The sequence below is a fragment of the Enterobacter sp. IF2SW-B1 genome (genome assembly GCF_001743375.1).
GTDB classification, from domain to species: Bacteria; Pseudomonadota; Gammaproteobacteria; order Enterobacterales; family Enterobacteriaceae; genus Enterobacter; species Enterobacter bugandensis.
Window position 1 is genome coordinate 27,472 of the sequence record NZ_MJAA01000005.1, and the last position, 22,997, is coordinate 50,468.

At 56.1% G+C, this 22,997-nt stretch carries 23 protein-coding genes and 1 tRNA gene; 8 read left to right on the forward strand and 16 right to left on the reverse strand.

The genetic code is table 11. The annotated features are described in order from the left end of the window. Window positions 1–26: 26 nt before the first annotated feature. A complete protein-coding gene (locus tag A6013_RS11820) occupies window positions 27–1,028 on the forward strand; it encodes a zinc-binding alcohol dehydrogenase family protein (RefSeq protein ID WP_049137695.1) in 1,002 nt (333 codons plus the stop codon). 40 nt (window positions 1,029–1,068) lie between these two features. Here the strand turns inward: A6013_RS11820 and nadR are convergent, their stop codons facing one another. From nadR to serB, 3 genes are read right to left on the reverse strand one after another with little or no spacing between them, the layout of a single operon-like run. After that, the gene (gene nadR / locus A6013_RS11825; RefSeq protein ID WP_015572616.1) at window positions 1,069–2,301 is read right to left on the reverse strand and encodes a multifunctional transcriptional regulator/nicotinamide-nucleotide adenylyltransferase/ribosylnicotinamide kinase NadR; all 1,233 of its coding nucleotides are present in this window, start codon (window positions 2,299–2,301) and stop codon (window positions 1,069–1,071) included. A 35-nt stretch (window positions 2,302–2,336) separates the two neighbouring features. Further along, the gene (gene radA, locus A6013_RS11830) at window positions 2,337–3,722 is read right to left on the reverse strand and encodes a DNA repair protein RadA (RefSeq protein ID WP_003856523.1); all 1,386 of its coding nucleotides are present in this window, start codon (window positions 3,720–3,722) and stop codon (window positions 2,337–2,339) included. 11 nt (window positions 3,723–3,733) lie between these two features. Next, window positions 3,734–4,702: a phosphoserine phosphatase gene (gene serB, locus A6013_RS11835; RefSeq protein ID WP_028015444.1), complete on the reverse strand. Its 969-nt coding sequence runs from the start codon at window positions 4,700–4,702 to the stop codon at window positions 3,734–3,736. Between the two features lie 117 nt (window positions 4,703–4,819). Here serB and A6013_RS11840 point away from each other — a divergent pair, with 117 nt between their 5' ends. Both A6013_RS11840 and lplA read left to right on the forward strand, forming a co-directional pair. Further along, entirely contained in the window at window positions 4,820–5,464 is a 645-nt protein-coding gene (locus A6013_RS11840; RefSeq protein ID WP_028015443.1) for a YtjB family periplasmic protein, read from the forward strand. Between the two features lie 39 nt (window positions 5,465–5,503). Beyond that, window positions 5,504–6,520 (forward strand): lipoate--protein ligase LplA, encoded by a 1,017-nt coding sequence (gene lplA / locus A6013_RS11845; protein ID WP_028015442.1) that lies wholly within the window; start codon window positions 5,504–5,506, stop codon window positions 6,518–6,520. Window positions 6,521–6,604: 84 nt separating this feature from the next. Here the strand turns inward: lplA and deoD are convergent, their stop codons facing one another. The 4 genes from deoD to deoC form a co-directional block, all read right to left on the reverse strand. Continuing rightward, window positions 6,605–7,324 (reverse strand): purine-nucleoside phosphorylase, encoded by a 720-nt coding sequence (deoD, locus tag A6013_RS11850; protein ID WP_003856538.1) that lies wholly within the window; start codon window positions 7,322–7,324, stop codon window positions 6,605–6,607. Window positions 7,325–7,449: 125 nt separating this feature from the next. Beyond that, window positions 7,450–8,673 carry a phosphopentomutase gene (gene deoB, locus A6013_RS11855; protein ID WP_025912138.1) on the reverse strand — a complete coding sequence of 408 codons (1,224 nt, stop codon included), beginning with the start codon at window positions 8,671–8,673 and terminating at the stop codon, window positions 7,450–7,452. A 53-nt stretch (window positions 8,674–8,726) separates the two neighbouring features. Continuing rightward, the gene (gene deoA / locus A6013_RS11860; protein ID WP_069733212.1) at window positions 8,727–10,049 is read right to left on the reverse strand and encodes a thymidine phosphorylase; all 1,323 of its coding nucleotides are present in this window, start codon (window positions 10,047–10,049) and stop codon (window positions 8,727–8,729) included. 103 nt (window positions 10,050–10,152) lie between these two features. After that, window positions 10,153–10,932 carry a deoxyribose-phosphate aldolase gene (gene deoC, locus A6013_RS11865; RefSeq protein ID WP_032644972.1) on the reverse strand — a complete coding sequence of 260 codons (780 nt, stop codon included), beginning with the start codon at window positions 10,930–10,932 and terminating at the stop codon, window positions 10,153–10,155. 262 nt (window positions 10,933–11,194) lie between these two features. On the opposite strand from deoC, the gene A6013_RS11870 reads away from it, so the two are divergent. Both A6013_RS11870 and A6013_RS11875 read left to right on the forward strand, forming a co-directional pair. Then, window positions 11,195–12,730 carry a YjjI family glycine radical enzyme gene (locus A6013_RS11870; protein WP_069733116.1) on the forward strand — a complete coding sequence of 512 codons (1,536 nt, stop codon included), beginning with the start codon at window positions 11,195–11,197 and terminating at the stop codon, window positions 12,728–12,730. Next, window positions 12,705–13,565, forward strand: coding sequence for a YjjW family glycine radical enzyme activase (locus A6013_RS11875; RefSeq protein ID WP_045631117.1), 861 nt, complete (start codon window positions 12,705–12,707; stop codon window positions 13,563–13,565). The genes A6013_RS11870 and A6013_RS11875 overlap by 26 nt, the downstream gene beginning before the upstream one ends. On the opposite strand, the gene A6013_RS11880 is transcribed toward A6013_RS11875, so the two are convergent. From A6013_RS11880 to A6013_RS11915, 8 genes are all read right to left on the reverse strand, one after another. Continuing rightward, complete coding sequence (locus A6013_RS11880) at window positions 13,560–14,342, reverse strand: TatD family hydrolase (protein WP_049137689.1); 783 nt, start codon at window positions 14,340–14,342, stop codon at window positions 13,560–13,562. The genes A6013_RS11875 and A6013_RS11880 overlap by 6 nt on opposite strands. Then, complete coding sequence (locus A6013_RS11885; RefSeq protein WP_069733117.1) at window positions 14,339–15,391, reverse strand: patatin family protein; 1,053 nt, start codon at window positions 15,389–15,391, stop codon at window positions 14,339–14,341. Before A6013_RS11885 ends, A6013_RS11880 begins: the two co-directional genes overlap by 4 nt. A gap of 120 nt (window positions 15,392–15,511) precedes the next feature. Next, window positions 15,512–15,673 (reverse strand): DUF1328 domain-containing protein, encoded by a 162-nt coding sequence (locus tag A6013_RS11890; RefSeq protein ID WP_003856556.1) that lies wholly within the window; start codon window positions 15,671–15,673, stop codon window positions 15,512–15,514. A gap of 127 nt (window positions 15,674–15,800) precedes the next feature. Further along, entirely contained in the window at window positions 15,801–16,418 is a 618-nt protein-coding gene (gene osmY / locus A6013_RS11895; protein ID WP_069733118.1) for a molecular chaperone OsmY, read from the reverse strand. Between the two features lie 300 nt (window positions 16,419–16,718). Further along, window positions 16,719–18,308: a peptide chain release factor 3 gene (gene prfC, locus A6013_RS11900; RefSeq protein ID WP_028015433.1), complete on the reverse strand. Its 1,590-nt coding sequence runs from the start codon at window positions 18,306–18,308 to the stop codon at window positions 16,719–16,721. Between the two features lie 91 nt (window positions 18,309–18,399). Further along, window positions 18,400–19,077: a pyrimidine 5'-nucleotidase gene (yjjG, locus tag A6013_RS11905; protein ID WP_041911295.1), complete on the reverse strand. Its 678-nt coding sequence runs from the start codon at window positions 19,075–19,077 to the stop codon at window positions 18,400–18,402. Between the two features lie 19 nt (window positions 19,078–19,096). After that, window positions 19,097–19,540 carry a ribosomal protein S18-alanine N-acetyltransferase gene (gene rimI / locus A6013_RS11910; RefSeq protein ID WP_028015431.1) on the reverse strand — a complete coding sequence of 148 codons (444 nt, stop codon included), beginning with the start codon at window positions 19,538–19,540 and terminating at the stop codon, window positions 19,097–19,099. Further along, window positions 19,509–19,922: a DNA polymerase III subunit psi gene (locus A6013_RS11915; RefSeq protein ID WP_041911296.1), complete on the reverse strand. Its 414-nt coding sequence runs from the start codon at window positions 19,920–19,922 to the stop codon at window positions 19,509–19,511. The genes rimI and A6013_RS11915 overlap by 32 nt, the downstream gene beginning before the upstream one ends. A gap of 102 nt (window positions 19,923–20,024) precedes the next feature. Between A6013_RS11915 and rsmC the strand changes: the two genes are divergently transcribed. Both rsmC and A6013_RS11925 read left to right on the forward strand, forming a co-directional pair. Then, on the forward strand, window positions 20,025–21,053 hold the full coding sequence (rsmC, locus tag A6013_RS11920) for a 16S rRNA (guanine(1207)-N(2))-methyltransferase RsmC (protein WP_069733119.1): 1,029 nt from the start codon (window positions 20,025–20,027) through the stop codon (window positions 21,051–21,053). Window positions 21,054–21,227: 174 nt separating this feature from the next. Beyond that, window positions 21,228–21,314, forward strand: a tRNA-Leu gene (locus A6013_RS11925). A gap of 41 nt (window positions 21,315–21,355) precedes the next feature. Here the strand turns inward: A6013_RS11925 and A6013_RS11930 are convergent. Then, window positions 21,356–21,625: a DUF1435 domain-containing protein gene (locus A6013_RS11930; protein WP_032644970.1), complete on the reverse strand. Its 270-nt coding sequence runs from the start codon at window positions 21,623–21,625 to the stop codon at window positions 21,356–21,358. A gap of 215 nt (window positions 21,626–21,840) precedes the next feature. Here A6013_RS11930 and A6013_RS11935 point away from each other — a divergent pair, with 215 nt between their 5' ends. After that, complete coding sequence (locus tag A6013_RS11935; RefSeq protein WP_048999318.1) at window positions 21,841–22,905, forward strand: GGDEF domain-containing protein; 1,065 nt, start codon at window positions 21,841–21,843, stop codon at window positions 22,903–22,905. Window positions 22,906–22,997: the final 92 nt, after the last annotated feature.

The following is a 22,997-nucleotide window of genomic DNA, read 5'->3' on the forward strand; positions in this document are numbered from 1 at the left end:
AAACGCATTCCATTGAGGAGCACACCATGTCAGTGAAAGCCATTGCCGTTAACCCAGAAAATCCGTCCACCTTCATTGAAATCACCCCGCCAATGCCGACGCCCGGCGAACACGATCTGCTGGTAGAGGTGAAAGCCGTATCGATTAACCCGGTTGATACCAAAGTGCATGCAGGCATCGCCAAAAATGGGCTGAACGAGCCGCGAATTCTGGGGTGGGATGCCAGCGGGGTCGTCAAAGCCGCTGGAGCTGGCGTCACCGGCTTCAAACCAGGTGATGAGGTGTGGTACGCGGGCGACATCACCCGCCCGGGCAGCAATACCACTCATCAGCTGATAGATGCGCGCATTGTCGGCCACAAGCCTGCCAGCCTCGGCTGGGCGGCAGCCGCTGCGCTACCCTTAACTGCGCTCACCGCGTGGGAAGGTCTGTTTGAACGGCTGAATATTCAGGACGCCGAAGCGGACAAAACCCTGCTGATCATCGGCGGCGCGGGCGGCGTGGGATCGCTGGCGATCCCGTTTGCGAAGCACAACAGCAAGGTGAAGATTATCGCAACCGCTTCACGAGAAGATTCCGCCCAATGGTGCCGCGATCGCGGTGCTGACGTAGTGGTCAACTACCGCGATCTAAAAGGCGAGCTGGCGAAGCAGGGGCTTACCTTCGTGGATTATATTTTCATCCTCAACGACACCGACGGGCATTGGGATGCGGTCAGTGAACTGATTGCGCCGCAGGGGCATATTTGTTCCATCGTTGAGAATGAACATCCGCTGAACCAGGACAAGCTGAAGTCCAAATCCGCCGCCCTGCACTGGGAGTTTATGTACACTCGCAGCATGTACAAGACGGCTGATATGGCGCGTCAGGGTGAGATCTTAAATGAGGTGGCGAAGCTGGTAGATAACGGCGTGGTGGAAAGCTCGCTCAGCGAAACGCTGCACGGGCTGAGCGTGGAAAGCATTACCGAAGCGCACCGTAAGGTGCTGGAGGGGCATATGCGCGGGAAGGTGGTGGTTGAGTTCTGAGGTATTCCCCCCTCACCCCAAAAGGGCGAGGGGGAAGTTATTACCCCTGCTCCCCCATCATCTCCTTCACCAGCTCGACGCATCGCAGGAAACGGGAGTCGTAGTCTGACTCTTCAACGTGCACAAACTCAACGTTGTTCTCGTTGAGCATCTCCACCAGCATGGTCTGGAACTCGCGCCTGTCCACCGAGCTGCCGAGGCTGCGCATGCCGTCGGCCACCCACGGGGTGTTGTTTTCCAGCAGGATCACCAGGTCAAAGCGGTATTCGTCAATCAGCGCCTGCACGAACGGGTGCTCGCGCCCCTCGTACTTTTTACAGAACGCCTGCGTGGTGACGAAATCGGTATCAATAAACGCCACTTTGTTAGCGTATTTCACCGCGAAATCAATGTACTGGGCGTGCCCGAGCGCGATTTTATCGTAGTCGGAATACTGCAGTGCCATCTCGTCGCCGCCGAGGTGAGAGAAGACGTAATCGCGTCCATACTCCCACGCGCTGGTGGTGTTGAAGATGTTCGCCAGCTTGTTGACCAGCGTTGATTTACCGCTCGACTCGCCGCCCAGAATAGCCACCGTACGCACGAAGAACGGCTTCACTTCGGTCGGAATATAATCCCAGTAGCGGAACGGGTTCTCGCGGATCTGCGCCCCGCTGATGTTCATAAAGGTGCGTTTCGGGTCGATCAGCACCGTCTCGATGCCCAGATGCTCGCGGAACTGCGGCGCGTCGGACTCTTCAGAGGTGTAGATCCAGTTAGGTGCAATGCCCTTCTCTTCCATAAACGCTTTGATGCCGTTGCTCCACACGTCCCAGCCGTGCGGGTACGGCTCCATGCCCTCTTCGTTAAAGGCATGAATGCGAATGTTTTTCTGGTATTTAAAGGTCTGAAGCAGCCAGCGCAGACGGTCAGGCACGGTGGGCTGCTGCGACATGGCGCTGTCTTCAAAGAGCTGGCGATCGCGCGTTTCGTCGTAGCCCATGATGATGTGCAGCTCGTCAACCTGGCTACAGGCGCGCTGGATCAGATAGATATGCCCGGTATGCAGCGGATAAAACTTGCCGAACACCACGCCGATGTTCTTTTGCATTCGCGGGAACTCCAGCCCCAGAAAGCGGTGCAGCGCTTCAAGCTTCTGCGCACTGGGGCTTTTGATTTTGGCGTTCAGCAACTGGCTCAGGTAGCCTTTGGTCATGCCGCTGGCGTCCGCCACCTGCTGCAGCGTGCAGCCCTTCTGGCGGATCGCGGTCTTGATGTAGTCAAATGATGACATAAATTACGGTGCCTCCTGCAAAATCGAATACGTAATTATAAGTCGTCAAAGACATTTAACGCATCTGCGAGTTTCTTAACGCCAAAGACCTGCATCCCTTCCGGGATTTTTTTCGGCACGTTGGCGGCGGGAACGATCGCCCGACGGAAGCCGTGCTTTGCCGCCTCGGAGATACGCTCCTGGCCGCTCGGCACCGGACGGATTTCGCCGGCCAGCCCTACTTCACCGAAGACGACCAGATCCTGCGGCAGCGGTCTGTCGCGCAGGCTGGAGACCATCGCCAGCAGCAGCGCCAGATCTGCGCTGGTCTCAGTGACTTTCACCCCGCCAACCACGTTGACGAACACATCCTGATCCGCCATCTGCAGCCCGCCGTGACGGTGCAGCACCGCCAGCAGGATCGCCAGGCGGTTCTGCTCCAGACCGACCGCCACGCGCCGCGGGTTACCCATCATCGAGTGATCCACCAGCGCCTGAATTTCAACCAACAGCGGGCGCGTCCCTTCCCACAGCACCATTACCGAACTGCCGGAGGTGATCTCATCGCCGCGGCTCAGGAAGATGGCCGACGGGTTGCTGACCTCGCGCAGCCCCTGCTCGGTCATAGCAAACACGCCCAGCTCATTCACCGCGCCGAAGCGGTTCTTGTGGCTGCGCAGGGTGCGGAAGCGGGAATCCGCGTCGCCGTCGAGCATCACCGAGCAGTCGATACAGTGTTCGAGCACCTTCGGACCCGCCAGAGAGCCATCTTTGGTCACATGGCCGACCATCACAATCGCCACGCCGCGCGTTTTGGCAAAGCGCGTCAGGTAAGCGGCGGTCTCACGCACCTGCGCCACGCTGCCCGGCGAGGACTGAATGTCCGCCATATGCATTACCTGGATGGAGTCGATCACCATCAGCTTCGGCTGCTCTTCTTCGGCGATCATGCAGATCTGCTCGATGCTGGTTTCCGACAGCATGTTCAGGTTACCGGTCGGCAAGCCGAGACGGTGAGCGCGCATCGCCACCTGCTGGAGGGATTCTTCACCCGTCACGTACAGGGTTTTCATCTGTTCGGCGAGCTTGCAGAGCGTTTGCAGCAGCAGGGTCGATTTCCCCGCCCCCGGGTTACCGCCGATCAGAATCGCGCTGCCCGGCACCACGCCGCCGCCGAGCACGCGGTCAAACTCTTTGAAGCCGGTGGAAAAGCGCGGCAGCGCTTCCAGGCTGATATCAGAAAGCTTTTGCACCTTCGACACGCCTGCATTGCCCGCATAGCCGCTCAGGCGCTCATTGCGGGCCACGCTCGGCGAAGCCGCCACACCACGCACTTCGGTGATGGTGTTCCAGGCATGACAGGCGCTGCATTGCCCCTGCCAGCGCGGATAATCCGCACCACATTCATTACAGACAAATGCGCGTTTTGGAGCTTTCGCCACGGTTTACCTCGTTATTTCTGATTAAGGCTGCCGGAGAGAATGCAGAACACCCCCATCAGGTCAGCGTGACGGATAGTGACTTCCGTCTTTTCATTTACTTTTGGTTTGGCATGGTAGGCAATGCCAAGGCCAGCCACTTTGATCATTGGCAGATCGTTCGCGCCGTCGCCAATGCCGACGGTCTGCTCGACCGGAATCTCATACTTTTCTGCCAGGCGCGTCAGGGTATTGGCTTTGTACTGGGCATCCACGATATCGCCGATCACCTGGCCGGTCAGCTTGCCGTCCATGATTTCCAGCTCGTTAGCGACCACCGTGGTCAGATGCAGTTTCTCGCGTAGATAATCCGCAAAGAAGGTAAAACCACCGGAGGCGATCGCCACTTTCCAGCCGAGGGACTGGAGCTTCAGCACCAGCTGCGTCAGCCCCGGCATCAGCGGCAGCACGTCGCGCACCTGGCGCAGGATGTTAGCATCGGCCCCTTTCAGGGTCGCCACGCGCTGGCGCAGGCTGGCGGTGAAGTCCAGCTCGCCGCGCATCGCACGCTCGGTGACTTCCGCCACCAGCTCGCCACTGCCTGCCAGTTTAGCAATCTCGTCAATACATTCGATCTGAATAGCGGTAGAGTCCATGTCCATCACCAGCAGACCCGGCGTTTTCAGGTGCGGAATTTTGCCGAGAGGCGCTACGTCCAGCCCGGCGTCATGCGCCAGACGCGTGGCGCGCTGCGTCAGGGAACCCGCGAGGCGAATGACCTGGTAATCTTCCACGCACCAGGCGGCAACAATGACCATCGCCGCGCCCAGTTTGGTTTGATACTGGGTCAGGCGTTGCTTATCCAGACCGCGTCCATAGAGGAGCCAGCCGCTACGGCCAGCGTGGTAATCCAGAGGCATCACCTCATCGCCACTTAACGAGAGCGGCAATCCTGGCCATAAAGAGACATCCGTTGGCAGGTCACACCAGGTAATGTTCGGCATTAAAGCTCCTGTAATTTTGTTCGCGCCGGAAGGTTCCAGAGGGAAAATAACGCATGAGGCTACCCTGTAACCATCACTTCTGGCAACATTAAGCCCTAAATTTTCAGCAGGTGGAATATGGCTCGCGCAAAACTGAAATTCCGGCTTCATCGCGCCGTGATTGTCCTGATCTGTCTCGCACTGTTAGTCGCATTGATGCAAGGGGCATCGTGGTTTAGCCAGAATCATCAGCGGCAGCGCAACCCGCAGTTTGAAGAGCTGGCCCGTACCCTGGCGCGTCAAGTGACGCTCAACGTTGCGCCCCTGATGCGCAATGAAACGCCGGACGATAAGCGGATAGGCCAGGTCTTGCGTCAGCTCACGGAAAACAGCCGCATTCTGGATGCGGGCGTGTACGATGAAAAAGGCGACCTGATTGCCCGCGCCGGTGAGCACGTCGACGTGCGCGACAGGCTGGCGCTGGACGGCAAAAAAGCCGGAGGCTATTTCAACCAGCAGATTGTCGAACCCGTTCAGGGTAAAAATGGCCCGCTGGGGTATCTGCGCCTGACGCTGGATACCCACACCCTGCCAACAGAAGCTAAGCAGGTGGATAACACCACCAATATTCTGCGCCTGATGCTGTTACTCTCGCTGGCGATTGGCGTCGTGCTGGCGCGCACGTTGCTTCAGGGCAAGCGTACCCGCTGGCAGCAGTCGCCGTTCCTGCTGACCGCCAGCAGGTCGGTTCCCGAAGACGAAGAGAGCGAGAAGAAGGAATAGTGATAAAGTAGGCGAAAGATATGGAAAAGGAACTCTGCCATGACGACGTTACGCCTGCTTATCTCTGACTCTCACGATCCCTGGTTTAATCTCGCGGTTGAAGAGTGCATCTTCCGCCAGATGCCCGCCACCCAGCGCGTCCTGTTTCTCTGGCGTAACGCCGATACGGTGGTCATCGGCCGCGCGCAAAACCCGTGGAAAGAGTGCAACACCCGGCGTATGGAAGAGGACAACGTCCGTCTCGCACGCAGGAGCAGCGGCGGCGGCGCGGTGTTTCACGATCTGGGCAATACCTGCTTTACCTTTATGGCGGGAAAACCGGAATACGACAAAACTATCTCTACGTCTATTGTGCTCAACGCGCTCAATGCGCTCGGCGTGACGGCTGAAGCCTCGGGGCGGAACGATCTCGTGGTCAAAACGCCAGAGGGCGACCGCAAGATCTCCGGCTCCGCCTACCGCGAAACGATGGATCGCGGGTTCCACCACGGCACCCTGCTGCTGAACGCCGACCTGAGCCGTCTGGCGAACTACCTTAATCCTGATAAGAAAAAGCTCCAGGCTAAGGGCATTACCTCCGTGCGAGGACGCGTGGCGAATCTGGTGGAGCTGCTGCCGGGGATTACGCACGAGCAGATTTGCGACGCGATCCGTGAAGCGTTCTTTGAACATTACGGCGAGCGCGTGGATGCGGAAGTGATTTCGCCGGATAAGACCCCGGATCTGCCCAACTTCGCCGAAACCTTTGCACGCCAGAGCAGCTGGGAATGGAACTTCGGCCAGGCCCCGGCGTTTTCACACCTGCTGGACGAACGTTTTACCTGGGGCGGCGTGGAGCTGCACTTTGACGTGGAGAAAGGCCACATTACCCGTACGCAGGTGTTTACGGACAGCCTCAACCCGGCACCGCTGGAAGCGCTGGCGGCCCGCTTGCAGGGCTGTTTGTATCGGGCGGATATGCTGCAGCAGGAGTGCGACGCGTTAATGGGGGATTTCCCGGAGCAGGAACAAGAGTTGCGGGACTTATCGGCATGGATTGCGCAGGCAGTACGCTAGTAAAAAAGCCCGCTGGCGCTGCGCTTAGCGGGCTGGAAAACCGTAGGCCGGGTCAGGCGACGCCGCCACCCGGCACAACAGCTCTTACTCTTTATCGCCCAGCAGAACGGATTCCAGCGCGATTTTGATCATGTCATTGAAGGTGGTCTGACGCTCGGCAGCGGTGGTCTGCTCGTGGGTACGGATGTGGTCAGACACGGTGCAGATGGTCAGCGCTTTCGCACCAAACTCAGCCGCCACGCCGTAGATACCCGCCGCTTCCATTTCCACGCCCAGGATGCCGTATTTTTCCATCACGTCGAACATGTCGCCTTCTGGCGAGTAGAACAGATCGGCAGAGAACAGGTTGCCCACGCGTGCGTCAACGCCCAGCGCTTTTGCCGCGTCAACCGCGTTACGCACCATGTCAAAGTCAGCGATTGCCGCAAAGTCATGATCCTTAAAGCGGATGCGGTTAACTTTAGAGTCGGTACACGCGCCCATGCCGATCACCACGTCACGCAGCTTAACGTCCATACGCACCGCACCGCAGGAGCCTACGCGGATGATTTTCTTCACGCCGAAATCGGTGATCAGCTCTTTGGTGTAGATGGAGCAGGATGGGATACCCATGCCGTGGCCCATAACAGAGATTTTGCGGCCTTTATAGGTACCGGTGAAGCCCAGCATGCCGCGAACGTTGTTCACTTCACGCACGTCTTCGAGGAAGGTTTCTGCAATGTGCTTCGCGCGCAGCGGGTCGCCCGGCATCAATACGACGTCAGCGAAATCACCCATTTCTGCATTAATGTGAGGAGTTGCCATCTTCAGTTCCTTGTACATTGTTGTTTTTGCCGGGTGGCGGCTACGCCTTACCCGGCCTACATTCTGTTCTCCCTCTCCCTGTGGGAGAGGGCCGGGGTGAGGGCATCAGGCCGCACCCAATCCGTTTAGAACATGGCCTTGCCATATTCCATGTCAGACGTACCAAAGTATTTCGCCAGGGTCTGGCCGATGTCCGCGAAGGTTTCACGGTGACCCAGCGAGCCCGGCTTCACTTTCGGGCCGTACACCAGTACCGGAATGTGCTCACGGGTGTGGTCGGTACCGGTCCAGGTTGGGTCACAGCCGTGGTCTGCGGTCAGGATCAGAATGTCATCTTCCCCCACCAGCTCCATCAGCTCCGGCAGACGGCGGTCAAACAGCTCCAGGCCCGCAGCATAACCGGCTACATCGCGACGGTGGCCCCAGGAGGAGTCGAAGTCCACGAAGTTGGTGAAGACAATGGTCTTATCGCCCGCTTCTTTCATCTCTTTGATAGTGGCATCGAACAGCGCATCCAGACCGGTCGCTTTCACTTTTTTGGTGATACCGCAGTTGGCGTAGATATCCGCTATTTTGCCCACGGACACCACGTGACCGCCCTTCTCGTCAACCAGCTTCTGCAGCACGGTTGGCGCCGGTGGCTCAACGGCCAGGTCGTGACGGTTACCGGTACGCTGGAAGTTACCCGCTTTGTCGCCGATAAACGGACGTGCGATAACGCGGCCAATGTTGTAGCCGCCTTCGGTCAGCTCTTCACGGGCGATTTCGCACAGCTCGTAGAGTTTATCCAGGCCAAACGTCTCTTCGTGGCAGGCAATCTGGAACACGGAGTCAGCAGAGGTGTAGAAAATCGGCTTGCCGGTTTTCATGTGCTCTTCGCCGAGCTGATCCAGAATCACGGTGCCGGAAGAGTGGCAGTTACCGAGGTAGCCCGGCAGGTTGGCACGCTTCACCAGCTTATCAAGCAGCTCCTGCGGGAAGCTGTTCTCGTGATCGGAGAAGTAGCCCCAGTCGAACAGCACCGGCACGCCGGCGATTTCCCAGTGCCCTGACGGGGTATCTTTCCCGGAAGAGAGCTCGTGCGCCCAGGCGTAGGCGCCCACCACTTCCGCGTTGCCGTCCATACCGGCTGCGATTTTACCGGTAGAGCCTTCATGCGCTTTTACCAGCCCGAGGCGGGTCAGGTTAGGTAGAGTCAGAGGGCCTTTACGACCGTTGTCCGCTTCGCCTTTTGCACAGGCTTCCGCGATGTGACCCATGGTATCGGAACCCACGTCACCAAAACGTTCTGCATCTTCGGTTGCGCCGATGCCGAATGAGTCCAGCACCATAATAAATGCACGTTTCATAATTGTTCTCCGTACTTAGTGCTTCATAAAAATGCGATCAGATCAGTATACCGCTATTCAGTGATACGACGATAGACCGTCGGTGTGGTTTCCGGTGCTTTATCGTCAAGAGATATTGCCGCTTTCACCGCTTTCGCCGCGTCCTGCCAGCTGGCTTCGTCTTTCGCGTGGATCACTGCCAGCGGACGTTGGCCGTCAACGCTGTCGCCCAGACGGGCCATGTTGGTAAAGCCGACGCTGTAATCAATGGTGTCCGATGCCTGACGACGACCGCCGCCCATAGATACAACAGCCATGCCAAGCGCGCGGGTGTCCATGGCGGAGACAAAACCTTCGCCATCCGCATAAACAGCTTTGCTGAGCATCGCGGTTGGCAGATATTTCGCGTAGTTTTCGACGAAATCGGTCGGGCCTTTCTGCGCCGCCACCATGCGGCCAAAGATCTCCGCCGCTTTGCCGTTGTCCAGCACCGCCTGAAGCTTCGCGCGGGCTTCCGCGTCGTCTTTGGCCAGCTTGCCGGAGATGAGCATCTCAACGCACAGCGCCATGGTGACATCGAACAGGCGCGGGTTACGGTATTCACCTGTGAGGAACTGCACGGCTTCGCGGACTTCAACCGCGTTACCGGCGCTGGAGGCCAGCACCTGGTTCATGTCGGTCAGCAGCGCGGTGGTGCGCACGCCCGCGCCGTTGGAGACGCCAACGATCGCTTCGGCAAGCTGAGCAGAGAGTTCATAGGTCGGCATAAACGCGCCGCTGCCCACCTTCACGTCCATCACCAGCGCGTCCAGCCCTTCCGCCAGTTTTTTGGCGAGGATAGAGGCGGTGATCAGCGGGATGGAGTCTACGGTGGCGGTAATATCACGCGTCGCGTAAAAACGCTTGTCTGCCGGAGCAAGAGAGCTGGTCTGGCCGATAATCGCCACGCCAACGTCTTTAATAATATCGCGGAAGCGATTGTCATCCGGGAAGATATCGAAGCCCGGAATGGCTTCCAGTTTGTCGAGCGTACCGCCGGTGTGGCCCAGGCCGCGCCCGGAGATCATGGGAACGTAACCGCCGCAGGCTGCCACCATAGGGCCGAGCATCAGCGAAGTCACATCGCCCACGCCGCCGGTGGAGTGTTTGTCCACAATCGGGCCGTTAAGGTTGAGGCTTTTCCAGTCCAGAACGGTTCCTGAATCTCGCATCGCCATGGTCAGCGACACGCGCTCAGGCATCGACATATCGTGGAAGAAAATGGTCATCGCCAGAGCCGCAATCTGCCCTTCTGAGACGGTGTTGTCACGAATGCCGTTGATGAAGAAGCGAATTTCTTCGTCGCTTAAAGCAAGACCATCACGTTTTTTACGAATAATTTCTTGTGCGAGAAACACGGTAACCCCCATGCGGAATCGGGTGAATGGCGGCGGGTACGCTTACCCGCCCTGCGATCCTGTAGGCCGGATAAGCGAAGCGCCATCCGGCATTGTCTGGCAATCAGTAGCTGCTTGCGCTCTTACCGTCGCCGTGACCCAGCGCCTTCAGCAGGCTGGCCAGCAGGCTGGACGCGCCGAAGCGGTAGTGGCGGGAGTCAGCCCACTCAGCGCCAAACAGTTCGTCGGCAATCGCCAGGAACTGCTGCGCGTCTTCCGCGGTACGTACGCCGCCCGCAGGCTTGAAGCCAACGGTTTTGGACACGCCCATATCGCGGATAACTTCCATCATGATGCGCGCGCTTTCCGGGGTCGCATTGACCGGCACTTTACCGGTAGACGTTTTAATGAAATCTGCGCCAGCTTTGATGGAGATTTCTGACGCCTTACGAATCAGCGCCTCTTCTTTCAGCTCGCCGGTTTCGATGATCACTTTGAGCAGCACGTTTGCCGCCGCACACGCGTCTTTACAGGCTTTCACCAGGTCAAAACCGACCTGCTCGTTGCCGGCAATCAGCGCGCGGTACGGGAACACCACGTCAACTTCGTCTGCGCCGTAGGCAATTGCCGCGCGGGTTTCCGCCAGCGCAATCTCAATGTCGTCATTGCCGTGCGGGAAGTTAGTCACGGTTGCAATGCGCACGTCCGGCGTGCCCTGCTCTTTCAGCGTTTTGCGGGCAATCGGGATAAAGCGCGGGTAGATACAGACGGCGGCGGTGTTACCCACTGGCGTTTTTGCCTGATGGCACAGGGCGATGACTTTTTCATTGGTGTCGTCATCGTTCAGGGTGGTCAGGTCCATCAGCTTCAACGCGCGCAGGCTGCTTGCAGTTAAATCGGTCATAACATTCTCCAACGGCAGTGCCGTATAAATTTTACCTTGCGGGTCTGTGAGTATTCTAACATTCACCCGCATCCACACTTCGACATTCATCACAGTTAATGAAAACTGCGTACAAATTTGCATTACTGTAATGAGATCTTCTTCAAACTTTAGCGTGCAAATTGCTGACTAAAGCAGCGATACCCCTTGTTGGATCAAAAGCGCCGGCAGGCTGGCTTCCTACAATCCGTTCATCATCCGCAGAACATTCAAGGAAGTGAACATGCCCGACGCCCTGCAACAACGTTGCCAGCACATTGTGACAAGCCCGGTGTTAACCCCGGAGCAAAAACGTCATTTTCTGGCGCTGGAAGCGGAAAATTATCTGCCCTACCCGACGCTATCTCCGGCCGCCCGCGCCGCGCTGGACGAGGGGTTTATCTGCGACATGTACGAAGGTCATGCCCCCTACAAACCGCGCTACGTGCTGCCGGATTATGAAAAATTCCTGGCTAACGGTTCGGAATGGCTGGAGCTGGAGGGCGCGAAAGATCTTGATGACGCCCTCTCTCTGTTAACTATTCTCTATCACCATGTTCCTTCCGTCACATCAATGCCGGTCTATCTGGGGCAGCTTGATGCGCTACTGAATCCGTATGTTAGAATTCTAACACAAGAAGAAATCGATAGCCGAATAAAACGTTTCTGGCGCTATCTCGACAGAACGCTGCCCGATGCGTTTATGCACGCCAACATCGGGCCCGCCGACGGCCCTGTCACCCGTGCCATTCTGCGTGCAGATGCTGAACTGAAGCAGGTTGCGCCCAATCTGACCTTTATCTACGATCCTGAGATCACCCCAGACGATTTACTGCTTGAGGTGGCAAAAAACATTTGTGAATGCAGCAAACCGCATATTTCAAACGGCCCGGTGAATGATAAAATTTTCACAAAAGGCCGTTTTGGCGTGGTGAGCTGTTACAACTCTCTGCCGCTGGCGGGCGGTGGCAGCACCCTGGTGCGCCTTAACCTCAAGACAATCGCCGAACACAGCACATCCATTGACGACTTCTTCACCCGCACGCTTCCGCACTACTGCCAGCAGCAAATCGCCATCATCGATGCGCGCTGCGATTTTCTGTACGGGCAATCCGGCTTCTTTGAGAATAGCTTCCTGGTGAAAGAGGGGCTGATTGATGCCGATCGGTTTGTGCCGATGTTTGGCATGTACGGTCTTGCCGAAGCGGTGAACGTACTGTGTGAGAAAGCAGGCATGGCGGGGCGTTACGGGAAAGACGAGCAGGCCAACGCGGTGGGTTATCGCATCAGCGAACAGCTTGCGGCGTTTGTTGAAAATACGCCGGTGAAGCACGGCTGGAAGCATCGCGCGATGCTGCACGCCCAGTCAGGCATCAGCTCCGATTCGGGCACCACGCCGGGGGCGCGTCTGCCGTACGGTGACGAGCCGGATCCTGTCAGTCATCTGCTGGCCGTAGCGCCGCACCATAAACACTATCATTCCGGCATCAGCGATATTTTAACGCTGGATGAGACGGTAAAACGCAATCCGCAGGCGGTGGTTCAGCTTTGCCTGGGGGCGTTCAGGGCCGGTATGCGTGAGTTCACCGCGAATGTGGCCGGTAACGATCTGGTACGCGTGACCGGCTATATGGTTCACTTGTCGGATCTGGAGAAATACCGGGAAGCGGGTTCAAGAACGAACACCACGTGGCTGGGGGAAGAGGCCGCACGCAATACCCGTATTCTGGAACGTCAGCCGCGCGTTATAAGCCATGAACAGCAGATGCGCTTTAGTTAGTCAGGTCATCCCCTTCTCCTGCGTGGACGGGCCGGGCAGCCGCCTGGCGCTGTTCCTGCAGGGCTGTAACCTGCGCTGCAAAACCTGCCACAACCCGTGGACCATCGGGCGCTGCAATGACTGCGGGGACTGCGTGCCCCACTGCCCGCACGACGCGCTGACCATTCAGGCCGGACGCGTCTGGTGGCAGGAGAGTCATTGCCAGCAGTGCGACACTTGCCTGCGCCTGTGCCAGCAGCAGGCCACGCCCATGGCGCACCGCCTGAGCGTCGACGAGATCCTCGTTCAGGTCCGTAAATCCGCGCCCTTTATCGAAGGGATCACCGTGAGCGGCGGCGAAGCCACAACCCAACTGCCGTTTTTGATCGCCCTGTTTACCGCGATCAAAACCGATCCTGAGCTACATCATTTAACCTGCCTGGTAGACAGCAACGGTCTGCTAAGCGAAACCGGCTGGCAAAAACTGCTGCCGGTGCTGGATGGCGCAATGCTGGATCTCAAAGCGTGGGGGAATGAACATCACCGCTTCCTGACCGGACGCGAAAACCCGCAGATTAAGGAGAGCATTCGCTGGCTGGCAGACCGTCACCGTTTGACGGAGCTCCGCTTGCTGGTCATCCCGGAACAGTGTGATTATCTGGAACATATCAAACCGTTGATCGCGTTCATCCACGGGCTGGGGAATGTTCCGGTGCGTATTAACGCGTTTCATGCACACGGAGTTTACGGCGAGGCGGCGTCATGGCGTAGCGCCACGCAGGAGGATATTGAACCGCTGGCGCGGGCGCTGGAAAAACAGAAGATAACGGTGATTCGTCCGGCGCTTTATCTATAGCGTGATGCCAAAAACCGAACGGGTATTTTCGAGCAGCGCGCTGGCAATGACCTCTTCAGGTTCCTGACGCAATTCGCACAGCACGTCAAATACCCGCGCCGCCTGTTCCGGGCGATTCGGCTGCCCCTGAAAACCATTCAGCGGCATATCGGGGGCATCCGTTTCCAGTAACAGCGCAGAGAGAGGCAGCTGCGCCATTACGTCACGGGTTTTACTGGCGCGCGGATAGGTAATGGTGCCACCGACGCCAATTTTATAGCCCAGTTCAATAAAACGCTGCGCCTGCTGCAGGCTGCCGGAAAAACCATGCACTACGCCTCGTCGCGGCAGGTCGATGCGCTTCAGGTGCATCGCCAGTTTGTCATGAGTGCGTCGGGAGTGGAGGATCACCGGCAGATCGTGACGTTTTGCCAGCCGAAGCTGCGCGTCGAGGATCGTCTGCTGGCGTTCAAACTGCGGATCTTCGCGATAGAGATCGAGGCCGATCTCGCCAATGGCGACAAGTTTCTCTCCTGCACGTTGCAGCACCCGATCCAGCTCTTCAAGATGCTCATCACGATGGCGCTCAATCACAATCGGATGCAGGCCGAGCGCGGCATAAAGCGCGGAGTATCGCGCGGAAAGCTCCAGCACGCGGGTAAAATAGGCGGCTTCAACCGACGGCACAATGATGGCCTGCACGCCGGCTTCGGCAGCTTTCGCAATGCTTTGCGCTTCATTCCCCGTAAACGGCGGGAAATCAAAGTGGCAATGGGTATCAACAAAGCGGTGCGTCACGCCAGATCCTCGTTATCTAATAAAGCGTCATTCGCCTGCGGAATGTCCACCAGCGGCATGGTCAGGGCGTCATTGGCGACAATTGCAGGTGGCGTAATAATGCGTTTATGGCGATGCAGAGGCGGTTGCGCGGCCAGCATTTTTCCGACGGTCGCCAGGAAGTAACGCCCACACAGCCGCCCCGTTTTGTAATCCATACGCAACGCAGGCAACCGGCTGCCCAACGCCATGCTCAGCAGCGGCTTAGGCGGATAAATTTCAAAGATGCGCAGCTTGCCCGGGGGTTTTTCAATAAAGCGCTGCATCGCGCCGTAGGTGGTTTCATGCTGCTTCGCGATGTTCACCAGCGGCTGCAGGCTGCTGTCGCCCAGCCAGCGCTCCATCCGCTTAAACCACTGAGGGGTGTAATACATTTGCGACGGAACGGTACGGATCACCACGATGGTTTTCGCCCCGCGTCGCGCGGCTTCCTGCACCGGTACCGCGTCGCTGATGCCGCCGTCCAGATAGCTGATGCCATCCAGCAGCGCGCCGGTACGATAAAAACCGGGAATGGCGCTGGAGGCGCGGATGATGTCGAGCCAGTTCTCCTTCTGCGGTGAGAAATAGCCCGGCGAATAGTCATCCCCCCGGCTGGCGCACATCCAGAATTCTTTGCCGCTATCAAACAGGCGCGCGGCGGTATCCATGGCCAGCGGCATCTGACTGGAGGTCGACTCCAGCAGCCAGTCGAGATCGATCAGGTTGCCGCCGCGCACGAAGCGCACCGGGTTAAAAAATTCTTTCGCCGTGGTGAAGCGCATGATCACTTTTCGCGCGTAGCCGGGCTGGTTACAGACATACGCAGAGAGATTCTGCGCCCCAGCGGACGTGCCGAAGTAGAGGTCAAACGGGTTGAACTGCGCGCGCATAAATTCATCCAGCACGCCGGCGGTGAAAATGCCGCGCTGTCCTCCCCCCTCGCAGACCAGTGCGAGTTGACCCGCCCTAAACGGTTTTAACGTCAGCGGCGCAATATTGCCGAGCGTAACGGGAATTCGTTGCCCCACCTCTGCTTTCCTGTTTTGATTATTTTATCACTCCACAGTAACGCACCCGACCTGTAACGCAAATAAGAAAAAGCCAGTCGCAGTGACTGGCTTTATTTTGTTGAAGGAATATTGCGTTTGCTACGGACGTCTACGACCCGTAAACAGGCTGACCAGGAACAGAATAATACCGACGACGAAGACAATTTTAGCTGCCCATGCCGCTGTACCTGCCAGACCACCAAAGCCCAATGCGGCGGCAATTAACGCGATAACCAGAAATATAATGCCCCAACGAAACATAAGCTTCTCCTTTACCATAGTTAATGTCGGCCGCTAAACGTGAGCGCTCAGGTCACTCACCGGCGTTTTTCCAGAGTCGTTCTTATTTCGCCCGCAGGGTTAAACCTTACGGGCGAATGGTCCAGAATTACTTCGTTTTCAAATCGTTTTTAACGCTTTTAACACCATCAATGGCTTTCGCAATTGACTCGGCGCGTTCACTTTGCGCCTGTGAATCAACCGTACCGGAAAGCTGAACCACGCCATCGGTGGTTTCCACTTTCACCTTACGAGACGGCACGATGTCATCTGCTAACAGTTTAGCTTTGATTTCGCTGGTAGTAGCGGCATCACCGGCATAACCTTTCACCGAGGCGTTTTTACCGTCGCGAATGTGCAGTTTATCGCTCACGGATGCAACACCTTCGACACCCTTCGCCACCTTCACAGCCTGTTCGGCCTGGGCCTGGCTTTCAACAAAGCCACTCAGGGTAACGACCTTTTTGTCGGTCTTAACGGAAATATCGGTGCTCTTGATGGCTTCATCATCCACCAGTGCGGCTTTCACTTTTGCTGTGATAGAGCTGTCGTCCATGAAATTACCGACTTTATTCATAGAGCTATCGATTTTTTGCCCTGCGGTATCGGCCGTGGACTGTGCTTTATCCATGGTGCTGCTTTCCGCCAGGGCGGAACCGCTAACCAGAACGCTACCCAGTGTTACAGCCAGCAGAGTTTTAGAAATCTTCAGTCTTGTCATATTCATCGATGTATTCCTGTGTTTTACCCGTTATTCGGGCTAAATACTTCCTTAGTAGTTTTATATATCGCGAATAAACACACGGGTGAAATGGAGAACCAATCGACATGCATTGAACAGTTAATTCATCCATGCCCGGTGCTAAACACTGAGTTAAATATAGATCACTCTCACAATGCCGCTTTCAGAATTGCGTAAAAAACGCGCGAATAGCGTGAATTTGCGGTGAATTAAGAACATTCCGCAAGGGACTAATAAGACAGGAATAAAAGAAGAGCACGGCGATTGCCGTGCTCCGGGAGGGGATTAGTGTTCGCGCGTTTTGCGGAACTGAACGTCTGGATAACGTTCCTGCGTCAGGTTCAGGTTGACCATCGTTGGCGCGATATAGGTCAGGTTGTCGCCGCCATCGAGCGCCAGCTGAATTTCGTTCTTACGCTTAAATTCTTCGAATTTCTTCACGTCAGAACACTCAACCCAGCGCGCGGTCGCCACGTTGACCGATTCGTAAATCGCTTCCACGTTGTACTCGCTCTTCAGGCGCGCAACCACCACGTCGAACTGCAGCACGCCGACCGCGCCAACAATCAGATCGTTGTTGGCGATTGGACGGAACACCTGCACGGCGCCCTCTTCAGAGAGCTGAACAAGGCCTTTCAGCAGCTGTTTCTGCTTCAGCGGATCGCGCAGACGAATGCGACGGAACAGCTCCGGTGCGAAGTTCGGAATACCCGTGAACTTCATCATCTCGCCCTGGGTGAAGGTATCGCCGATCTGGATCGTACCGTGGTTGTGCAGACCGATGATGTCGCCCGGATACGCCTCTTCAACGTGCGAACGGTCGCCCGCCATAAAGGTCAGCGCGTCGGAAATCACGACATCTTTACCGATGCGCACCTGGCGCAGCTTCATGCCCTTCTCATACTTACCGGACACCACGCGCATGAAGGCCACGCGGTCGCGGTGTTTCGGGTCCATGTTGGCCTGAATTTTAAAGACGAAGCCGGTGAACTTCTCTTCTTTCGCTTCCACTTCGCGGGTGTCGGTTTTACGCGGCATCGGCTGAGGTGCCCACTCCACCAGACCGTCCAGCATGTGGTCAACGCCGAAGTTACCCAGCGCGGTACCGAAGAAGACCGGGGTAATTTCGCCGCTCAGGAACAGCTCTTTGTCGAACTCGTGAGACGCACCCTTCACCAGCTCCAGCTCGTCGCGCAGCTGCGCGGCCAGCTCTTCGCCAACGGCGGCATCGAGATCCGGGTTGTCCAGACCTTTCACAATGCGCACTTCCTGAATGGTGTGGCCTTTACCGGTCTGATACAGGTAAGTTTCGTCTTTATAGAGGTGATAAACCCCTTTGAACAGCTTACCGCAGCCAATTGGCCAGGTGATTGGCGCACAGGCGATCTTCAGCTCGTTTTCCACTTCATCCATCAGCTCCATCGGGTCACGGATGTCACGGTCGAGTTTGTTCATAAAGGTGAGGATCGGCGTATCGCGCAGACGGGTAACTTCCATCAGCTTGCGGGTACGATCTTCTACACCCTTCGCGGCGTCGATCACCATCAGACAGCAGTCCACCGCCGTCAGGGTACGGTAAGTATCTTCGGAGAAGTCTTCGTGCCCCGGGGTGTCCAGCAGGTTCACCAGGCAGTCGTGATACGGGAACTGCATCACAGAGGTGGTAATCGAAATACCACGCTGCTTTTCCATTTCCATCCAGTCAGATTTTGCATGCTGGCTGGAGCCACGGCCTTTAACGGTACCCGCAGTCTGGATCGCCTGTCCGAACAGCAACACCTTCTCGGTGATGGTCGTTTTACCGGCATCCGGGTGCGAGATAATGGCAAAAGTACGGCGCTTGGCCACCTCTTGCAGATAAGGAGACAACGTCATAATTAAATCTTCTTTTATAAGCGCGGCAGCACGCCACGCATCATGGAATACAAAATTGCGGCTATTTTACCCATCAACGGGGGGCAGGCAATCATTGTTTACACAGGAGTTGCTCCAGTTCGGTCAATGACGTGACGGTCCAGGTTGGCTCGATGCCTTCAGGCTTCACGCGGCCATGCGCATTCAGCCAGACGGTCGACAAACCTGACTTCATACCGCCAAGAATATCAGACTCTGCGGTATCACCCACCATCAGCACGCGATCGCGGTCGGGATTACCGGCCTGCGCCAGCGCATAATCGAAAATTCGCGGATCCGGTTTCGGCACCCCAACCTCTTCGGAGATCACCAGCGCATCGAAATGATCGCGCAGGCCGGTGCGCTCAAGGCGGATCTGCTGCAGGGCGGTAAAACCGTTGGTGATGATCCCCAGTTTCACCTTGCCTTTCAACGCATTCAGCAGGGAAACCGCGCCCGGCAGGGGCGCACAGATATCGGCCATGGCGTTAAGGAAAGCCTCGTTCAGCGTCCCCGGACTGACCTTTAAGCGCTCCGCCCAGACGTCAAATCGCTGGTGCTGAAGTTGTAACGCAGTGATGGCACCGTTCTGGTAATCCACCCACAGCGGCTTGTTCACCGCCTGATAGTCCTGAAAATCTTCGGCGGTGAAGGTCACGCTATAGTCGAGAAACATCCGCTGTAGGCCGCCGAACGAGTCAAACGTAAACAGCGTTTCGTCAGCATCAAAGAAAATCCAGTCCCATTTCATCGTTACAACCTTATATTCGTTATCCAATTGGCAGAGCCATGATAATGGCGTCTTCACGTCCCTCTGCGGTGGGGTAGTAGTTACGTCGGACTGTCGCCTCGTTAAAGCCTAAGCTTTCATAGAGCGCGATGGCGGCGACATTCGACGCGCGCACCTCCAGCCACAGGGTGAAAACGTCGCGGGTTTCGAGCTCACGAATGAGATGCTCAAGCAGTTCTCTGCCCAGCCCACGGCGCTGAAACGCCGGGTCGACGGCGATGTTAAACAGCGTCGCCTCGTCAAGAACCACCTGCGTGATGGCAAACGCGGCCAGGGTGCCGTCAACGTCCAGACGGTAGTTCAGATAGCGCTCGCCCTGATTGCTGGCAAACGTTTTTTCGCTCCACGGAAAGGCGTGGGCGCGTGTTTCAATCGCGAACGCTGCGGTCAGGTCAGGCGTCGTGAGGGAAGAAATCGTGTTCATATTCGCAGATTTGTTGCCATAGCGCGCTGCGCGCCTTTGGATTGGCTTTCAGCTCGTCCAGCGCTGGTGAGCTGATTTGGCTCCCCTGAAGAGAGATGTCGTTTGTCTCTCCGATGCGCCAGCTGTTACAGCGGCTATCAGGAGGAAGCATGGCAACCCGTTCCGGCGTCAGCTGTAAGACCTGGTCGGGCGTCAGCTTCAAGCTGCGAAGGACATCACCGATCAGGGGCTCATTCAGGGCAGGCAGTTCTTCCGCCACCATCACCAGCCGAACGTGCGCGGGGATGGAGATGGCGATTTCGCCCTGCAACGCCGTCGGGCGACGCAAAGCCCACTGGGTGATGCCCAGCTGCTGCAACTGCCAGTCTCGTCGGGATGTCATAGGGATAACTCCTGTCTCTCAGGCGCGCAAATATAGCAAATGTGTCGAAAGTGCGCCATCTACCTACTATAATCCCCGCCTGAGTTTATTGAGGAACAATTCATGTCTGCATTTACCCCGGCAAGTGAAGTCTTGCTGCGTCACAGTGATGATTTCGAAGAAAGCCGTATTCTGTTTGCCGGAGATATGCAGGATGACCTGCCCGCGCGTTTCGACTGTGCTGAAAGCCGTGCCCACACCCAATACTACCACCACTGGCAGGTGCTGAGCCGCCAGATGGGCGAGCGCGCACGCTTCAGCCTGGTGGCGGAGCAGAGCAATATTGCCGACTGCGATACGCTGATCTACTACTGGCCGAAGAACAAGCCGGAAGCCCAGTTCCAGCTGATGAACCTGCTCTCCCTGCTGCCGGTTGGCTGCGATATTTTCGTGGTCGGTGAAAACCGCAGCGGTGTCCGTAGCGCCGAGCAGATGCTGGAAGCCTACGCGCCGCTGACCAAAGTTGACAGCGCACGTCGCTGCGGTCTGTATCATGGCCGTCTGGAAAAACAGACAACGTTTGATGCGCAGGCATACTGGGACGAGTACCAGCTTGACGGTCTGACCATCAAAACCCTGCCGGGTGTCTTCAGCCGTGACGCGCTGGATACGGGCAGCAAGCTGCTGCTCTCCACCCTGACGCCGCACACCAAAGGCAAAGTGCTGGACGTGGGCTGCGGCGCGGGCGTGCTTTCAACGGTGCTTGCCAGCCATTCACCAAAAGTGCGTTTAACCCTGTGTGACGTGAGCGCCCCGGCGGTAGAAGCCAGCCGTGCAACGCTTGCGGCCAACGGCATTGAAGGCGACGTGATTGCCAGCAACGTCTTCTCTGACGTCACCGGCCGCTTTGACATGATCATCTCTAACCCGCCGTTCCACGACGGGATGGAAACCAGCCTCGAAGCTGCGCAAACCCTGATCCGTGGCGCGACTCGTCACCTCAACAGCGGCGGCGAGCTGCGCATCGTGGCGAACGCCTTCCTGGCGTACCCGAAAGTGCTGGACGAAACCTTCGGCTTCCACGAAGTGATCGCCCAGACGGGCCGCTTTAAGGTCTACCGCACCGTGATGACGCGTCAGGCAAAGAAATAATTCGCCATACAATGCAGGCCGGATAAGCGCCAGCGCCATCCGGCAAGCAGGCGTCGCAATTCCGTCCATTTTTGCAGCAATCAATAAAAGGCGCGCACTTTTCTGTTGACGTAAAGCTGAAAACATCTAGAATGCGCCTCCGTGGTTACGATACTTTTACAGTATCGATGGTATGCGAAGGTGGCGGAATTGGTAGACGCGCTAGCTTCAGGTGTTAGTGTCCTTACGGATGTGGGGGTTCGAGTCCCCCCCCTCGCACCAATTATCTTATCTCCCTTCTGTAATACCTCTTATTTTCCCTGTTATTTCAAACTCATCATTATCACCAGAATTGCGCTGACTAATGCGACGCATGATGGCAGTAACACATAATGCCGAAGGTGCTTATGCCAGATCATGCCTGACGTCATCAGCAGCCCTGACACAATGATGGCCTTCCAGCTTTCGATGGAGAGATCGGCAAACATCAAACCGCCAAGGATTACGCCCGGCAGCAATACTCCCCATGCACTTCCCAGCGCCCTGTTCAACATACATCGCCCTTTCATAACGATAATGATAAACAATATCATATGATAAAAATTATCATTTGTCAGCGCAGGAAGCAAAAAAAATCGCCCTTTCTCCTTATGTAGAATGACAGAAATTTCCTAAGGTGATAAATTGCTCACCTGTTAACTACACATAAACTTTTTCTTATAATTACGCTTTGAGTTTTTTGCATAATTAAGTGCGAAACCACACCTATTCATCTGTTTTAATTAAGTTTTAATAAAAACGCACGACTATGACATCACAATCCTGGCGGTCTTTGGTTCAAAGAAAATATCAATTATCGTTACGTTTATTTTTATTTCTGAACGCAACGTCAGCCGTGTTCTCGGTAACAAACCCGCTCTATTCTGTACGCGTGTTTTCTGCCCCTCTGATTGCTATTTTCGCGATCAGTACTGGCCTGTTCATCTGGCACTGGAAAAAGCGCGCGCGGAAGATAAATATTCCTGCCGTTTCAGCAATCTTTGGTATTTTGTGGGCCTGGCAAATAGATTCGAAATTTTCGCTAATTACCCATGACCAGGCGATGTATTTGATAATAGCTTTACTCACGGTGCTTTTTATCGGAACACTGGCCTTCGCCAGTAATATCAAAGCATTTACGCTGCACTCGCTCCCCGCCTTTATTGTCTGCCTGTGGTTAAGTGACCAGGATATATGGCTAAGAATGTCCTATTCTTTCGCACTTCCTGTGGTGGCTATTGCTATTCATAACATTTTGCAACGGCGCAACGATCGCTTCGCCCAAGAGCTGCTCTCTCGCCTGCTGGAAGAACGGGAAACTCTGACCGATCTCAGTATGATGGACCCGCTAACCGGGCTCTATAATCGTCGCGGCCTGCAGAGCCGTCTGGAGAACCTGCCGGCGGTTGAAAACGGCGAACATTTTGTTCTTTTGATGGATATCGATCACTTCAAAGCCTATAACGACCATTATGGCCATATGATGGGTGACCAGGCGCTGAAACGCGTCTCTGCGGCAATTCGTGATGCCGTCCGTTCGCGCGATATTGTGGCGCGTTTCGGTGGGGAAGAGTTCATGGTGCTGCTGACGAATATTTCACTTGAACACGCCCGCCATACGGCAGAGCGGATCCGTCAGAAAGTCTATGATTTGAAAATCCCCCATCTGTTCAACGAAAGCGTCGCCACCAATGTCACCATCAGCATCGGTATTGCCATTTTCGAAAACGAGGACGTGGAAAGCGCTCTGGAGAGAGCGGACAGAGCCCTCTATGAAGCAAAGCATTTAGGTCGCAATAACATTCTGCTGAGTGAAGAGCTACAAACCGCTTAAGCGCGTCTTCGGTTAATCAGGACAAAAGTCTTGCCATTGGTATGAGCAATAGTTAGGATTGGCAATCATTATCATTTAGATTTCTATCTCAA

What these genes read in the sequence shown, in the direction of transcription:
- A6013_RS11820 (WP_049137695.1), top strand. Translation starts at nt 27, where the DNA reads ATGTCAGTGAAAGCCATTGCCGTTAACCCAGAAAATCCGTCCACCTTC.
- nadR (WP_015572616.1), bottom strand. Translation starts at nt 2,301, where the DNA reads ATGTCATCATTTGACTACATCAAGACCGCGATCCGCCAGAAGGGCTGC.
- serB (WP_028015444.1), bottom strand. Translation starts at nt 4,702, where the DNA reads ATGCCGAACATTACCTGGTGTGACCTGCCAACGGATGTCTCTTTATGG.
- A6013_RS11840 (WP_028015443.1), top strand. Translation starts at nt 4,820, where the DNA reads ATGGCTCGCGCAAAACTGAAATTCCGGCTTCATCGCGCCGTGATTGTC.
- lplA (WP_028015442.1), top strand. Translation starts at nt 5,504, where the DNA reads ATGACGACGTTACGCCTGCTTATCTCTGACTCTCACGATCCCTGGTTT.
- deoD (WP_003856538.1), bottom strand. Translation starts at nt 7,324, where the DNA reads ATGGCAACTCCTCACATTAATGCAGAAATGGGTGATTTCGCTGACGTC.
- deoB (WP_025912138.1), bottom strand. Translation starts at nt 8,673, where the DNA reads ATGAAACGTGCATTTATTATGGTGCTGGACTCATTCGGCATCGGCGCA.
- deoC (WP_032644972.1), bottom strand. Translation starts at nt 10,932, where the DNA reads ATGACCGATTTAACTGCAAGCAGCCTGCGCGCGTTGAAGCTGATGGAC.
- A6013_RS11870 (WP_069733116.1), top strand. Translation starts at nt 11,195, where the DNA reads ATGCCCGACGCCCTGCAACAACGTTGCCAGCACATTGTGACAAGCCCG.
- A6013_RS11875 (WP_045631117.1), top strand. Translation starts at nt 12,705, where the DNA reads ATGAACAGCAGATGCGCTTTAGTTAGTCAGGTCATCCCCTTCTCCTGC.
- A6013_RS11890 (WP_003856556.1), bottom strand. Translation starts at nt 15,673, where the DNA reads ATGTTTCGTTGGGGCATTATATTTCTGGTTATCGCGTTAATTGCCGCC.
- osmY (WP_069733118.1), bottom strand. Translation starts at nt 16,418, where the DNA reads ATGAATATGACAAGACTGAAGATTTCTAAAACTCTGCTGGCTGTAACA.
- prfC (WP_028015433.1), bottom strand. Translation starts at nt 18,308, where the DNA reads ATGACGTTGTCTCCTTATCTGCAAGAGGTGGCCAAGCGCCGTACTTTT.
- yjjG (WP_041911295.1), bottom strand. Translation starts at nt 19,077, where the DNA reads ATGAAATGGGACTGGATTTTCTTTGATGCTGACGAAACGCTGTTTACG.
- rimI (WP_028015431.1), bottom strand. Translation starts at nt 19,540, where the DNA reads ATGAACACGATTTCTTCCCTCACGACGCCTGACCTGACCGCAGCGTTC.
- A6013_RS11915 (WP_041911296.1), bottom strand. Translation starts at nt 19,922, where the DNA reads ATGACATCCCGACGAGACTGGCAGTTGCAGCAGCTGGGCATCACCCAG.
- rsmC (WP_069733119.1), top strand. Translation starts at nt 20,025, where the DNA reads ATGTCTGCATTTACCCCGGCAAGTGAAGTCTTGCTGCGTCACAGTGAT.
- A6013_RS11930 (WP_032644970.1), bottom strand. Translation starts at nt 21,625, where the DNA reads ATGATATTGTTTATCATTATCGTTATGAAAGGGCGATGTATGTTGAAC.
- A6013_RS11935 (WP_048999318.1), top strand. Translation starts at nt 21,841, where the DNA reads ATGACATCACAATCCTGGCGGTCTTTGGTTCAAAGAAAATATCAATTA.